Source organism: Deltaproteobacteria bacterium, from assembly GCA_016218975.1.
Taxonomy (GTDB): Bacteria; Desulfobacterota; Deferrimicrobia; order Deferrimicrobiales; family Deferrimicrobiaceae; genus JAENIX01.
Genome location: JACRCO010000043.1, coordinates 1 through 14,024 on the forward strand (window position 1 = coordinate 1; position 14,024 = coordinate 14,024).

Annotated in this window: 17 protein-coding genes; 8 read left to right on the forward strand and 9 right to left on the reverse strand. The window is 62.2% G+C overall.

Annotated elements, in window-relative coordinates:
- Positions 1-238: 238 nt before the first annotated feature.
- From HY896_06085 to HY896_06110, 6 genes are all read left to right on the forward strand, one after another.
- Positions 239-796 carry a hypothetical protein gene (locus HY896_06085; GenBank protein MBI5575917.1) on the forward strand — a complete coding sequence of 186 codons (558 nt, stop codon included), beginning with the start codon at positions 239-241 and terminating at the stop codon, positions 794-796.
- A gap of 94 nt (positions 797-890) precedes the next feature.
- Positions 891-1,211: a hypothetical protein gene (locus tag HY896_06090; GenBank protein MBI5575918.1), complete on the forward strand. Its 321-nt coding sequence runs from the start codon at positions 891-893 to the stop codon at positions 1,209-1,211.
- A 61-nt stretch (positions 1,212-1,272) separates the two neighbouring features.
- Positions 1,273-2,007, forward strand: a complete 735-nt coding sequence (locus HY896_06095; protein ID MBI5575919.1) for a class I SAM-dependent methyltransferase — start codon at positions 1,273-1,275, stop codon at positions 2,005-2,007.
- On the forward strand, positions 1,986-3,413 hold the full coding sequence (locus HY896_06100) for a hypothetical protein (GenBank protein ID MBI5575920.1): 1,428 nt from the start codon (positions 1,986-1,988) through the stop codon (positions 3,411-3,413). The genes HY896_06095 and HY896_06100 overlap by 22 nt, the downstream gene beginning before the upstream one ends.
- A 3-nt stretch (positions 3,414-3,416) precedes the next feature.
- Positions 3,417-4,142, forward strand: coding sequence for a hypothetical protein (locus HY896_06105; protein ID MBI5575921.1), 726 nt, complete (start codon positions 3,417-3,419; stop codon positions 4,140-4,142).
- A 24-nt stretch (positions 4,143-4,166) separates the two neighbouring features.
- Complete coding sequence (locus HY896_06110; protein ID MBI5575922.1) at positions 4,167-5,156, forward strand: nitroreductase family protein; 990 nt, start codon at positions 4,167-4,169, stop codon at positions 5,154-5,156.
- An 86-nt stretch (positions 5,157-5,242) separates the two neighbouring features.
- Here the strand turns inward: HY896_06110 and HY896_06115 are convergent, their stop codons facing one another.
- The 3 genes from HY896_06115 to HY896_06125 form a co-directional block, all read right to left on the reverse strand.
- Positions 5,243-5,773, reverse strand: a complete 531-nt coding sequence (locus HY896_06115; GenBank protein MBI5575923.1) for an isoprenylcysteine carboxyl methyltransferase — start codon at positions 5,771-5,773, stop codon at positions 5,243-5,245.
- A 74-nt stretch (positions 5,774-5,847) separates the two neighbouring features.
- Positions 5,848-6,246: a cupredoxin domain-containing protein gene (locus tag HY896_06120; protein MBI5575924.1), complete on the reverse strand. Its 399-nt coding sequence runs from the start codon at positions 6,244-6,246 to the stop codon at positions 5,848-5,850.
- 83 nt (positions 6,247-6,329) lie between these two features.
- The gene (locus HY896_06125; protein MBI5575925.1) at positions 6,330-7,202 is read right to left on the reverse strand and encodes an EamA family transporter; all 873 of its coding nucleotides are present in this window, start codon (positions 7,200-7,202) and stop codon (positions 6,330-6,332) included.
- A 141-nt stretch (positions 7,203-7,343) separates the two neighbouring features.
- Between HY896_06125 and HY896_06130 the strand changes: the two genes are divergently transcribed.
- Entirely contained in the window at positions 7,344-7,844 is a 501-nt protein-coding gene (locus HY896_06130) for a hypothetical protein (GenBank protein ID MBI5575926.1), read from the forward strand.
- Between the two features lie 105 nt (positions 7,845-7,949).
- Positions 7,950-8,906: a monofunctional biosynthetic peptidoglycan transglycosylase gene (gene mtgA / locus HY896_06135; GenBank protein ID MBI5575927.1), complete on the forward strand. Its 957-nt coding sequence runs from the start codon at positions 7,950-7,952 to the stop codon at positions 8,904-8,906.
- A 45-nt stretch (positions 8,907-8,951) separates the two neighbouring features.
- Here mtgA and HY896_06140 read toward each other — a convergent pair whose 3' ends face one another.
- The 6 genes from HY896_06140 to cobA form a co-directional block, all read right to left on the reverse strand.
- The gene (locus HY896_06140) at positions 8,952-10,115 is read right to left on the reverse strand and encodes a PLP-dependent transferase (GenBank protein MBI5575928.1); all 1,164 of its coding nucleotides are present in this window, start codon (positions 10,113-10,115) and stop codon (positions 8,952-8,954) included.
- A 20-nt stretch (positions 10,116-10,135) separates the two neighbouring features.
- Entirely contained in the window at positions 10,136-10,588 is a 453-nt protein-coding gene (locus HY896_06145; protein ID MBI5575929.1) for an Rrf2 family transcriptional regulator, read from the reverse strand.
- 61 nt (positions 10,589-10,649) lie between these two features.
- Complete coding sequence (locus tag HY896_06150; GenBank protein MBI5575930.1) at positions 10,650-10,889, reverse strand: sulfurtransferase TusA family protein; 240 nt, start codon at positions 10,887-10,889, stop codon at positions 10,650-10,652.
- A complete protein-coding gene (locus tag HY896_06155; protein ID MBI5575931.1) occupies positions 10,886-11,764 on the reverse strand; it encodes a 4Fe-4S binding protein in 879 nt (292 codons plus the stop codon). Before HY896_06155 ends, HY896_06150 begins: the two co-directional genes overlap by 4 nt.
- Positions 11,761-12,738: a cysteine synthase family protein gene (locus HY896_06160; protein MBI5575932.1), complete on the reverse strand. Its 978-nt coding sequence runs from the start codon at positions 12,736-12,738 to the stop codon at positions 11,761-11,763. Before HY896_06160 ends, HY896_06155 begins: the two co-directional genes overlap by 4 nt.
- Positions 12,713-14,024, reverse strand: a 1,312-nt coding sequence (cobA, locus tag HY896_06165; protein ID MBI5575933.1) for a uroporphyrinogen-III C-methyltransferase, incomplete at its 5' end; no start/stop codon positions are given. The genes cobA and HY896_06160, both read right to left, overlap by 26 nt.

A 14,024-nucleotide genomic window follows, 5' to 3' on the forward strand; every position in this document is an offset into this window, starting at 1 on the left:
CGGGAGCGGATTTCCCGGGGGGAGAGCGGAATGGCGCTTTCCCCCAGTATCCGCAGGATCTCCCCCCTGCCGCGTGTGGCCGGCCGCCCGAGGTTTCGAATGGTCTCGAAAACCGCTTTCATTCTCCGCTCCTCCCGATTAGATGCAAATATATTGCATCGGCAACAAAATCGCAATTATTTCCCGGCCTGAATTTCAGCCCGTCGTACTTCATCAAAATAGACAGGAGGATGGAGATATGCGACGACTTATCATGGCGGGAATTGCAATGGGCTGCGCACTGCTATTGTGGGGCGACCAGGCGCGGGGCGGCGGCCGAGGCGGATTGGTGCTCGCCGACATCGGGGACGGCGGAGGCGGTTTCTACGTGAATCTGATCATGCGGGAAGTCAAGGTCACTCCCGTCAGGGCGCGCGTAGGGGACGTCATCCGGGTCGACATGGTGATAGAGGACCAGGGCGACGTGCGGCACCCCAAGGGGGACCTGGAAATTCGGGCGAACGGCAAGGTGGTGGCGAGAAAGAGGCTGGGCGAGGACGTCTACGGGGGCGAGGGGGAAAGATATTACAGGCAGACCCTGCAGTGGGACACGAAAGGCGCCAGGCCAGGCGAGTACAGTATCCGCGCCGAATTTTTCGTGTGGGGGGACGCTTCGGAGTTCGATAATTTTCTCGATGTGAAGGACTCGGTGATTCTCCTGGCCCCGGGTCAGCCGTTCGCGGCGGGGGAGAGCCCCGGGGGTGTCGCGATAGCCCGCGATTCGCGCTACAAACCGCCTTCGTGGATGAAGGATTAGCTGCGGACCCTTGTGAGAAAAGCTCTTCGATGCGGTAACGGGAACCGCCCGGCGTCCGGCAGGCATCCAACGATTTGAAGAGGGAGGATCGCCTGTGGGAAAAATGATTCGAATCGGGATGGCGGTGACCCTGGCGATCCTCCTTCTTGCAGGATGGCATACCTACCGGGCCGCGACGGTGGGCGATTCCCCGTTCAGCCAGATATATATTCATGGGACGCCGGTTTGCATATACGAGCAGGGCGAGGAAATCCTCGCGAGGGTCGGGAAGTGCCCGGATACCCCCGGCGAGTCAGGCGAGGCTCCGCTCGGAACGCCGCCGTTCCATCGCTCTCCCCGGTTGGAACTTCCTCCGGGCCATCCTCCCGTAGACGAGGGGCCCCTCCCCGAAAATCGGCGCACCATCCCCATCTGATCTCATTTCTTTTCCGAATGGACGGGAACGCTTGGTACAATATTCGGCGAAAGGGGGAGCGTTGGCGTTTTATACGGATCTCTCCGACGTCTACGATGCGCTGTTTCCCGTGTCCGATGTCCAGCGGGCGCTTTTCGATAGAATTCTCGAAATGAACGAAGTGCGGCGGGTGGCCGACGCGGGCTGCGGCTCCGGCGCGCAGCTTCTCCATTTCGCCTCCGCGGGGATCTCCTGCGTGGGATTCGATCCCGATCCGGCTCTGATCGCGGTCGCGAGGAAGAAGCTTTCGGATTTTCCCGGAGCGCGCGTCGAGGTCGGGAGTTTCGCCGACACGGCCCGCCTCGTCTCTCCGCCGGCGGATCTCGTCCTCTGCCTCGGGAATTCCCTTGTGCACGTTACCCAGGCCGAATCCGCCCGCTTCCTTGCGGATGCGTCCTCCGTAACCGATGCAGGCGGATCGCTTCTGCTGCAGATACTCAACTACGAAGTGCTCTTCCGCAGGGAGGTATCCGAGCTTCCGCTTCTGCGGGCGGAGGATAGCCGCATCGAGTTCCGGCGGCGTTACGTATGGGAGGGTACGAAGAGGATCCGGTTCCAGACCGCCCTCCGCATAGCGCAAGGGGACGAGCCCAGGATTCTCCGCAACGAAATATTCCTTTATCCCGTTTACCCTGAAGAACTGTGGGAAAAGCTCTCCCGGGAAGGTTACGATACGATCCGTTTTTACGGCGACTTCGCCTTCTCCGAATTTACCCCCGAATCGGAGGCTCTCGTATGCATCGCAAGGAAATCGTGAGATCTCCCAGGGTTCGGGGAAAGGCCGGGATCGGGATCGCGGCGGCGATCGTAATCGCCGTCTCGCTCTGGGGTGTGAGTAAGGCCGTCGTGGCCGCAAACCGGCATCAACTGCCGCATCCAGCCCGCGTTCTGCCGGCGCAGGACGCCCGGACAACCGCTTCCGCCCACGGTTTCGCCTCACAGGATCTCCTTGCGCTTCTCTCCGATGGCAACGCCGAAATGACCACCAGGGACGGCACCCGCGTCACGCTGGCGCTGGACGAGGACCTGCAGCGCGGGATCTTCGCTCTGTTCAGGAGGTTCGATCCCGCGTACGGCGTTTTCGCCGCGATGGAACCGTCCACGGGGCGTGTCGTCGCGCTGGTCGGGTACCGCAGGGGGGGAGAGGCCGATCCGCGACTGCCCCTCAAGGCGGTCTATCCGGCCGCTTCCCTCATCAAGGTGATCACCGCGGCGGCGGCGTTGGAGAAGGGGTCCATCCTGCCTGATGACGCAATCGCATACCGCGGCGGCATCTACGGGATCTCGCGAAAGGGGCTACACGCGAAAGACGGGCGCGGGGTTCCTTCCATGTCGCTCGAGGAGGCGATCGCGCGGTCGGCGAACGCGGTCTTCGGCAAGGTGGCGGTCAACAACGTCGGTAGCGACGGGCTTTCCAGCTACATGGAGAAGTTCGGGTTCGGGCAGCCGGTCCCGTTCGACCTGCCGGTGGAGCCGAGCCAGGCGGAGGTTCCGCGGGACGAATTCCTCCTGGCCCGCACCGGCGCCGGGTTCGGCGAGGTTTACGTTTCCCCCCTGCACATGGCGATGATCATGTCGGCGATCGGGAATTCGGGAAGGATGCCGCAGCCCATTCTCATAGAGCACGTGGCGGACAAGGACGGGGCGCCGTTGTTCCAGGCGGAGCCCGCGAACTGGCGCGACACCGTGAACCCCGAGACGGCGGACACTCTACTGCGGATGATGGTGAAGACGATCGAGATCGGCACATCCCGGCGCACCTTCGGCACGCCGGAGTCGACGCCCCTTCTTCAGGACATGCAGGTGGCGGGGAAGACCGGCTCGCTCTCCGGGTGGAGCCCCAGGATGCACTTCGAGTGGTTCGCGGGCGTCGCCCCCGTGGACGATCCCGAGCTCGCCGTGGCGGCGCTCGTGGTGAACGACAGCCGCTGGAAGATCAAGGGAAGCTACGTGGGAAAGGAAGCGTTCAACACGTACTTCGGCTATCCGGGCTCCACGCCGCCTGTTTATGCGAAGAAGCGGGGGAAGGCGAAGGGGAAGATGACCGCACGGAAAGCGGGACGCGGAAAGATACACGCGAAAGGGAAACGGATGAAAAAATCCTCCCATGCCGCCCCGTCGCGGGGGACCAACGCCCCTCGAAGGAACGCGCAACTGGGGTGATCCATGCGGACCTGGCAGGACCTTCTCCGGGCGGGAGCCGGCCTTCTCGCCCTGTTCGTCATATCGGGTTTTTTCCTGGGCTATTTTTTCGACAGGATGGCCACCGGCGCCGCCAACAAGTGGCTCGATTCCGCCTTTCACGCCCCGGCAAGCGCGCAACAGGTGAAGTTGCGCCTCCTGTCGGGTGACGTCGAGGTTGCCGGCCTTCGGATCGGCAATCCGTCCGGTTTCGTCCATAAGGAATTCATGACGCTGCGGAAGGCGGAAATGGATGTCCGCCTCCTTTCCTTGTTGTCGGATGAAATCGTGGCGGACTGCGTCAGGACCGAGGGACTAATCGTCCGCCTGGAAAGGATCGAAGGACGGCAGAACGCGCGGGAGATCTTCCGGCCGTCCGTTGGAAAGGATGGAAAAGAAGTAAAAGAAGGGAACAAGAAGGAAGGGAAACGTTTCCGCATCCGCCGCCTCGTCCTTCGGAATACGCTGTTGACGTACCCCGTTCCGGGAGGGGAGCAGGTGGCGACGGTGGAGTCGATGGAAATAGATGAACCGCTCGGCAGGGAGAAAAGCGCCGGCCTTGGGGATGCGATCGCGCAATTGGCGGTGCGGTCCCTGCGCGCAGGCGCGGGACAAGCGGCGGAGCGGGGGCTGGCCGGGTTTCTTCCGGCGGAACGGGACGGTGCGGGTTCGCCGGGCCGGGCACGGAAGACCGGAAGCAGGTCCCGGTAGGATTTCATAAGGAGCGGACGACTGATGGAATTTCGCAAGGTCATCGCGGCGAGGCGCAGCCGCCGGGCATTCTCGGTCCGATCCGTGGAGCGGGAGAAGATCGAGCGGATGGTCGAAGCCGCGAGGTGGTCTCCTTCCTGCGCCAACCGGCAGCCGTGGCGATTCGTCATCGTGGAGATGGGGGCGGCGGAGCGCCCGGCGCTGGAGGATGCGCTGGAGACGGGGAACGCCTGGGCGAAGAAGGCTCCGGTGCTTATCGTGACCGGCGCGAGAAAGGCGGACGGCGCTTTGGTCGAACGCAGGGAATATTACCTGCACGACACCGGGCTTGCGACGATGAGCCTGCTGCTCCGGGGAGTCGACCAGGGGTTGCTCGTGCATCCCATGGCGGGGTGGAAGGAGGCTCCGCTGAAAGCCGCGTTGTCCCTGCCGGAGGATTTCCAGCCGATCGCCGTGGTCGCTGCCGGTTATCCGGGAAAGCACGAGGACCTGGACGACGAGACCCGGAAGAAGGACGAAAGGCCGAACGTCAGAAAGGAACCCGGCGAGATCGCGTTCCTGGGGGGGAGATTCGGGGAGCCTTTCCGGGGAAGCCTTCCGTCCGCCCCCGCGAGGTATTACGAAACCGACATTCCCTTGCGGTTCGGCGACATCGACGCCATGGGGCACGTCAACAACGCGGTGACGCTGTCATTGTTCGAACTGGGCCGCGTGAAGTTCTTCGCAGAGGTCCTCGGCGCAGGCGGAGTGGAGGACATCAACTTCATACTTGCCGAGGCGAATGTCCGCTACCGGATTCCGATACTTCTACAGGACCGCGTGCGGCTGCGGATGCATATCGCAGACTTGTCGCGGAGCTCCTTCCGGTTCCTGTGCGCGCTCTTCGACCCCCGGGACGGGCGCGTCTTCACCGAGGCGGAGACGGTCCAGGTCATGTACGACTACAAGACGGGGAAGCCCCGCCCCATCGATGCGTCGTTTCTGGAGAAGACGCGGGGGTACGTAGGCGGTTGATCCGAACCATGATCAGGTCGCGACGCCTTGTAGCCATACCCGTCTCCACCGTCTCGTTACGAACCTTGGTGAGAAATGCGGTCTCGTTACGGGAAGGCCGTGGAGTAGTCCGTGTTTTCCCGAAGAGCCTTTTCCTCAAGCCTTATACGTTGGCGCAGAACCGCAAGCGCAGGCAAGGCGAATACAGCCAGCGTGACAGGGGCCCGCAGCAGCAGGCAGAGGAAGAAGAATTCGAGCGCGGCGGCCGTGTAATTGGGGTGGCGCAGAAAACGGTACGGTCCCGAACGGATCACTGGGGCCCTCGGGACGACCACGATTCGCACGTTCCAGAAATCCCCCAACGTGGAAATGCACCAGTGGCGCAGGCCCGAAAGAAGCGCCAGCGAAACGAGACATACCGCGGTAAACACATCGAGCGGGACCCGCCAGGGGTAGGATTCAAGCAGTAGCGAAGCCAGGAACAGGGCGTGCAGCGCTGCCACGTAACGAAACGTTTCAGGGAAGAACTCCTTCCCCCCGATCGCTTCCAGCCGCCGTTGGTTTCTCCGGGATCGTCGCAGATCGAACAGCCTTTCCGCCGCCACGACTCCGAAGACCCAGAAGAAGGAATATTTCATGGATTGAGCGGCGATACGGATGACGCATGCGCGAGACGGCGGTCGGGATCGCGTGATTCCCGGAACGGCATGAATTACTCTCCCTTCACCTCCAATTTCCCTTCCATCCCTTTTTTCCTGTGGCTCATTCCGAGGAACGACTCGTCGCAGTAGAAGGTGTAAATGCCCGGCGAAAGCGGAGAAAGACGGATGACCGTTTCGCCTCCCTTTTTCAGCGGCTGGCGGGCGATCACGCCTCCGCCTGCGTTCTCGAGGACGAACGAATGGGGGATCACGGTAGCTTCGTTGCGGATCCGGAAGGCGATGTGCTTTCCCGCCGGTACGGTCATGCGCGAAGGCGTGAAGGAGTAGCTGTCCGCGAGGATATCGACTACCGTTTCTCCGGGCACCGGTTCCCCTGCTTCCTCCCGGACGGGCGCTCCAGCGCACCCGGCGGCTATCAGGACGGCGATCAATGCCAACCACTTTTTCATCGGAAGCCTCCATGGAATTGCCAAATTAAGATGCCGCGGAATATCGGCCGGTTCGGGTTGCGACGTTCTCCCGGCGGCGGCGCTTACCCGAGCTTTATGCAGAAGACCCCGAAGGCGATGAGAGCCGCACCGATCAGCCGGATCCGCCCGAACCGCTCCCGGAACAGGAAGATTCCCCCGAGAACGCCGATGATGGCGCTCGCCTGCCGCACGGAGGTGGCGTACGACACCTTCGACATCTGGAGCCCCATCCGGTACAAAATGAAGGAGGCGAAGAGGACGAGGCCCGCAAGGAGCCCGCGCGCCCAGTGCATGCGGATCTCTTCGATGAAATGGAGCCTGGATTTCGTCATGACGACGTTGGCGAGAAGGAATAAGAACAGAACGATGTCGAGGTAGTAGGTGTAGAGGAAGACGTCTATTATTGTCACTCCCCGCTTGTCGACTATCGCTCCCACCGAATAGAAGACTCCCGCCGAGAGGGCAAGCAGGACCCCGGGGAGCCGGATGTTCCGAAGCGGGAAGGAAAGCCCCACCCATGATATTTCCCGCACCTGCAGGATGTAGGCGCCCAGCGTAACGACGAAGATGCCTGCGATCCCCACGAGGGAAAGCCGTTCTCCCAGGAACAGGTAGGCCCAAAGAGGTATGTAGAGCGGGCCGGTGGTCGTCAGGGGGTAAGCGATGGAAACGTCGATCCGCTCGTACGCCGCCGTCAGGCACATGTGATAGAGGGAGAAGAAGAACCCGCCCCCGAGCGTGAACAGGAGAACCTCTCCGCGGGGCAGTGGAATCCCTCCCTGCGTAGCGATCCACCATGCGGAGAAGATGGCGATCGCGGATCCGTGCATGAAGACGTTGAAGGCCAGCTTGTGCCGGCTCGTCTTCAGAATTAGGTTCCACCCGGCGTGCATCGCGGCGGACAACAGGATGAACGTCAACGCCTGGTCAGGCATGCCCCCACTTTACTTAAAAACGGGGACGTTCCTGAGTTTTTTCCTGAAAACGGGGACGTTCCTGAACTTTTTCCTCCGTTTGACCTGCATCAAGGCGGTAGGATCGCCGTTCCCTCAGACTGTCGGCAGGAGGACATGAAAATGGAATATCTGCATGTTGCGCTTACGGCCGTCCACCTGCTTGCCGCTATCGCCTGGCTTGGGGGGATGATATTCCATATCGCGGTGCTCGATCCGGTATTCCGGAAGAACGAAGTGACCTTCCAGAGCGCGTTTCTTCTCGCTCTCATGGAGCAGCGGTTCAGGAAGCTGGTCGGGACATCCATCGCTCTTCTCGTCGGCAGCGGGGCGGCGAAGGCATATCTGCTGCTCGGTTCCTTCAATGCCCTGTGGCTTACGGCCTCGGGCCGCTACGTGCTGCTGAAGATCGGCCTCACCGGCGCGATGCTGTTCATATTCGCCATCTGCCCGAAGACGAAGTCGTGCTCGTCGATCCCGGGTGTTTGCGATATCGCCTCCGAGGCGTTGCTGGGTGGCAAGCAGGGGACGATCCGCGAGCGTTCAAAGGTGATACTGCCGAAGGTGGCGCTTGCGCTCGGAATCGCAGCAATGGTCGCCGCCGTCTACCTGCGCGTTTCCTGAAACGATAGGGAGGGCAGAGAATGGGCAGGGGTCGGAGAAGGGCAATTTATTGAAAGGCCCCGCGATACCCGGGTGTTTTATAATGTCTTGGTGCGCAGGCCCCGCATTTCCAGGAAAATCCTTCTGTTCGCTGCCGCCGGTTTCCTCCTGAGCGCCTTGTGGATCGGGGGATCGCTGTTATTCCTCCCCCCCGTCGGGCCCCTGAAGAACCCGCGCGCATCGTTCGTGATCACCGTCAAGGACTGGAACCGGAAAGATCATCCGTTCGTCCTCGGACCCCGCAACCGGTACTGGACGCCCATTTCGGGCGTGCCTTCATCTCTGAAAAAAGCGGTCATCGCCGCCGAAGACGCGAATTTCTATTCCCACGAAGGGGTGGATTTCGAAGCGATCAAGGAGGCGCTCAAGGCGGACCTCCAGAAGGGGAAGTTCGTCCGCGGCGGGAGCACGATCACCCAGCAGGTCGCCAAGAACGTCTTTCTCACGCGGGAAAAGACGATCTCCAGGAAGGTCAAGGAATTCGTCCTGGCCCGCCGCATGGACGACGTGCTTTCAAAGTCGCGGATCCTGGAACTGTACCTGAACGCCGTCGAACTGGGGCCGATGGTTTACGGCGTGGGCCACGCGGCTTCCTATTATTTCGGGAAGCCGCCTTCCGCGTTGACGGTCCGCGAGTGCGCATTCCTCGTGTCGATGCTGCCCGGTCCCAAGGTTTACGATCCGTACCGGAAGCTGGAGCGGGTTATGCGTAGGTCGGACAGGATTCTTCGCCGCATGTTCGCGGCGAAGATGATCACCGAAGAGGAATACAAGGCTGCGCTCGCCGAATCGCCCAACATCGCGGGGCTTGAGCGCAAGGTCGAGAAAACGCTGGCCGCTCCGCCGCCGGAGGAAAAGGTGCCTGTATCCATCCCCGAGATCGGCCGACAGGGGCCCGAGGCTCCCGTAGACAAGCCGGAAGGTGCCGCCGCTGAAGAGGCGGACGAGCAACCGGTGCCGGCTCAAAATGAGGAACCGCCGGATATAATTGATCCGGGATCGAAGGAGTCCGCTGACCGCTAACAACGCCCGGGACGAGCCGCCGATATGGGGCTCGTCCCGGGAGGCTCAGCCCCCCCGCTGAGCCGCCTCCAGCGCCTGCCCGATGTCCGCGATCAGGTCGTCGGCGCTTTCTATCCCCACGGAGAGACGAACGAGCGCGGGCGTAAGCCCCACCGCGGCCTGCTCCTCGATCGGTATGTCCGCGTGCGTCATCGTGGAAGGATGGGTAACCAGCGATTCCACGCCGCCCAGGCTCTCCGCAAGGATGACGAGTCGAAGCGCCTCCAGGAACCGGGGTACGGCCTCCTCCCTTCCAAGCTCGAACGAGATGACCGCCCCGGGGCCGGTGGACTGCGTGTAATGCAGGTCGCGCCTTGCGTGGCCGGGGAGGCCGGGGAAGAACACTTTCCCGACGAACGGGTGCCCCGCAAGGAAGGCCGCCACGCGTTCCGCGTTCCGCTGTGCCCGCTCCACCCGCACCGCGAGCGTCTTGATCCCGCGCAGCAGCAGCCAGGCGTCGAACGGCGAGAGGATAGCCCCGACCGCCTTCTGAGCGAAATGCATCTTCTCGCCGAGGTCCGGATCGGAGACGATCACGGCGCCGCCGATCAGGTCGTTGTGCCCGCCCAAAAACTTGGTGGCGCTGTGCACCACAATGTCGATTCCGAGAGAGAGCGGCAGCTGCAGGGCAGGCGACATGAACGTGTTGTCGACGATGGATAGAACCCCGCGTTTCCGGGCGACGCGCGCCACTTCCCGTAGATCCGCGATCTTCATCAGGGGGTTGGTGGGGGTTTCGATGAATACGGCGCGGGTTTCCTTCGCGATGCATTCGTCCACCGCGGCGGGATCGCCCATGTCCACGTAGTCGAACGAGAGGCCGTAGGGTTTGAGAACCTTCTCGAACAGGCGGTACGTCCCCCCGTAAAGATCGTCTGAGCACAAGATATGATCGCCCGCCGAAAACAGCGTCATGACCGCCGAGATGGCAGCCATTCCTGACGAAAAGGCCGTGGCTCTCGTCCCGCCCTCGAGTTCGGCGAGCGCTTTCTCCGCCGCCTGCCGCGTCGGGTTTTCGGAACGTGAGTAGTCGAATCCGTTGTGCTTCCCGAATGCCTCGTACCGGTAGATGGCCGTTGTGTAAATGGGGACGCTCACCGCTCCGAAGGCTGCGTCCGTACCCACTCCTGCCTGCGCCGCAAGCGTATCGATAGATCGTTTTCGCTCCAAGCCCGTTTTCTCCGTTTCCGTCAGATGAAATACATTACATGGCGCCGTTTCCGCTCCGCCGCTTCCAGTTCTTCGCGAGCGAGATCGGCCAGCGTCCACCTGTCCAGGACCGTCTCAATGGCCTCGGATGTTTCCTTGACCAGCCGCCATACCGCGGGGGATACCTCCTCGCCTTCCTGATTCCCCTTCCCCTTCGTTTCTCCCGTTTGCAGCACGGGCCCCTCGATCGCACGGATGATCTCCGAGGAGCGGATTGTGTCCGGCCGGCGATCCAGCAGGTAGCCGCCCCCCACTCCCCTCCGGCTGCGAAGGATGCCCGCGTTTTTCAGTTCGAGGAGAATCAATTCGAGAAACTTCTTCGGAATCCCGTTCTTTTCCGCGAGGTCCTTGATCTGGAATGTGGTTCCTTCCGGGAATCGGGCGGCATAGATCAGCGCCCTCAGACCGTATTCCGCTTTTTTCGAAAGCCTCATCCTTCCTCCATTCATCGATGTGTTATCTATAATGTCTATTTTATATATAGGGATTCATTCGTCAAGCGGTTGAACTCCGCGTCTCCGACTTCTCGATCACCATATGGAAGATTTCCCCCTGCTTTTCCACCCGGACGATCTTGTGCCCTTCCGACTTCAGGGAGGAGATCACGTTTTTCAGCGCCTCTTCCTTCAGGCGGACTTCCAGATGTTCCGAAGTGGTCATCTTCGAAAGGCCCATTTTCACTTTCACGAACGTCATCGGGCAGACATCTCTCGTGATATCGAGCATCGGCGTCATGCGCTCTTACCCATCCTTTCCGTCATGTGGTTTTCCAGCGCCTCGAATCCCGTCCTGCGGAGCGTATCGCCGAAACGTTCCCTCGGTTTCCCGTGGATACGGAAGAAATCGACGGCGGCTCTTATCGCGGCGATCGCTTCCTCGCCCGAGCGAAGGACGCCGAGGATTCTTTTCCCAAGCGACGGCACCCTTCCGAATTTCCCCCCGGCGAAGATCTGGCAGCCGCGTGTTTCCTCCTCCATCGCTCCGGTCGGGCATGCTTCGATGCAGTCTCCGCACCCGATGCAGCCCGCAAGATCGACGGAGACCCGGCCGTCGTCCTCCGATACCTTTACGATCTTCGTCGGGCAGACCGCCTCGCAGACGCCACAGAAAGTGCATCCCTCTTTATTCCACGCCGGCCCGATCCAACCCTTGATGCCGATGTCGTTCTCCTCGGCTTTCATGCAGTTGTTGGCGCACCCCGAAATGCCGACCTTGAACTTGTGAGGGACCGGCTTCCCGTAGAATTCCCGGTCGACCGCGTCCGCAAGCGCCGGCGAGTCGATGGCTCCGCTCGGGCAAATGCGGCACCCCTGGCACGCCGTCACGGTGCGCACGGTCGGGCCGCAGACACCCACTCCGACGCCCGAGTCCGAAAGAAATTCCTTCAGGGAGGCAAGGGATTCGGTCGGGACGGAGGGAATCTCCATTCCCTGGCGGGTCGTCAGGTGAACGGTTCCTTTCCCGAAGCGGTCGGCCGCCTCCCGGATCGCGCAGAGCTGCCCCGTCGTCATTTGGCCGCCGACGACATGGAGACGGACGGAAAAATGTCCCGCCTCCCTCTGGCGCATCATCCCGCCTTTTTTCAGTTCCTTGTAATCGGCTTCTTTCATGCGCTTACATCCACCTGGGGGACTCCGTCGTTCGCGATGTAATCGGCGAAGAAAGAGGTGTATTTGAAAGCGTTGTCCGGGGAGATGCAGACGGCGACCGTTCCCTCCGGAAGGTTTTCCCTGAGGGCAGCCCAAACTATCGCCCCCGTCGAGGGACCGATCAGCAGGCTCTCTTCCCGGGCGAGTGCGATTGCGGTCTCGTATGCGGGGCCGTCGGGTACCCTGACCGTCGAATCGATGAGCGATTCGTCCAGGATGCCGGGTTTTTTGCTCTCCTGGAAGTTTTTGAGACCCGAGATCCGGTGTCCTTTTTCCGGTTCGATCGCGATGACGCGGACAGCGGGATTTTTCTCCTTCAGGTATTTTGCGACGCCGGTGATCGTGCCGCAGGTCCCGTACCCTGCGAAGAAGTGGGTAACCTTCCCTCCGGTCTGTTCCCAGATTTCCGGCCCCGTGGTCTCGTAGTGGGCGCGCACGTTGTCCGGGTTCTCGTACTGGTTCGGCATGACGTACGCATCTTTCGTGGCTTCTGCGGTCACGAATGAACGGGCCAGCGCGATGGCGCCGTCCTTGGGGTGGTCGATAGGGCATAGATCGTCGGGTGTGGGCCAGACTTCCGCCCCCAGCAGGCGCAGAAGCGCGATCTTCTCCTCCGGCGCCCCCGACGGGATGGTGATCGTGCACGGCACGTTCACCAGGTTCGAGAGCGCGGCCATCGCTATCCCCGTGTTTCCCGAGGTCGGCTCGACGATCTTTTTCCCGGGAGGCAGCTTGCCGCGTTCCAGAAGCCCCTCGATGAGGTACTTGGCCGTGCGGTCCTTGATCGACCCGAAGGGGTTCATCCACTCGAGCTTGGCGTAAATCGCGCCGCTTCCCGGCGGTTCGATCCGCTTCAGGCGGACCAGCGGGGTCGGATTCTCCCGGGAGCCGATAAGCTGGGAAACGTCGTCAAACACTCTTCGCGCAAGGTCCATCGTTTCGCTCCTCGATGATTTCCGTATCCATCTTGCTTGCGACCGCGCAGGCCGCGGTCTTTCCGACGAACAATATGGCGGGGGACCGTATCCCTTCCTTTTCCGCGATGCGTCGCAAGCCGGCGAGCCGGCCCCGGAAAACCCGCTGGCCGCGGCGGGCTCCGTTTTCCACGACGGCGACGGGAGTCGCCGGGGGAAACCCCGCCTTCTCCATCAGGTCCCGCGCAAGCTCGGCCGCCCTCGCGACCCCCATGTAGACGGCGATCGTTCCGTCGTGCGGCAGCCGTTCCCAGTCGATCGCCGTTCCGTCCTTGCCTTCCGCTTCGTGGCCCGCGAGCAGCGTCACCGATGAGGAAGCGCCCCGTCGGGTCAGCGGGATCCCCGCGGAGGCGGCGCACCCGACGGCGGCCGTTATGCCGGGCACGATCTCGTGGGGGATGCCGGACGCGGCCAGGAATTCCGCTTCCTCGCCGCCGCGGCCGAAGACGAGCGGGTCGCCGGACTTGAGCCGCACGACCGATTTCCCCGCACGGGCGAGCCTGGCCATGGCTTCGTGGATCGCATTCTGCTTGAGCGCGGAGCCGTGGCCTGATGTTTTTCCGCGGCGCGCGAAGCAGACCTTGGCAGCCTTCGGGGATGCGAGAGAGAGAATCTCGTCCGGTACGAGATAATCGTGGATCACGGCGTCCGCCGCGCGCAGCAGGCCGAGCGCCCGCACGGTCAAAAGATCCGGGTCGCCGGGACCGGCGCCGACGATGTATACCTTGCCTTTCGACGGCCGGATATCCCGCCGCCTGCGGCCCCGCTCGAACCGGACCGAGATCTCCTCCTTGCGGTCTTCCATGAATTCGCGGAGCGCGCGTGCGGCGCCGGGATGTTTCCCTCCCGTGGATACCGCGAGCGTGAAAGATCCGAATCGGACCGTGGCGGGGAGGATGAACGAGCATTCCTCCGGAACGTCCGCGACGTTCACGGGGATGCCCCGGCGCCTTGCTTCCCGCGAGACCAACCGGTTCGCAGCCGGGTCGGAAGTCGCGGCTAATGCCATCTCGGCGCCGTCCAGGTGCTCAGGGCGGAAAGGAGAGATGATCCCGACGATTTCGCCGCGCTCCTCCATTCTCCTCACCGCAGGTGAAAACTTCCTTGCGACGACGGTCACCTTCGCCCCGTGCGCAAGCAGCGCCGGGATTTTCCGCTCCGCCACCTTTCCGGCCCCCGCTACGAGGATGCGCGCCCCGCGCAGATCGAAAAATACCGGGAAATATCTTCCGCTCGTCGTCATTCCC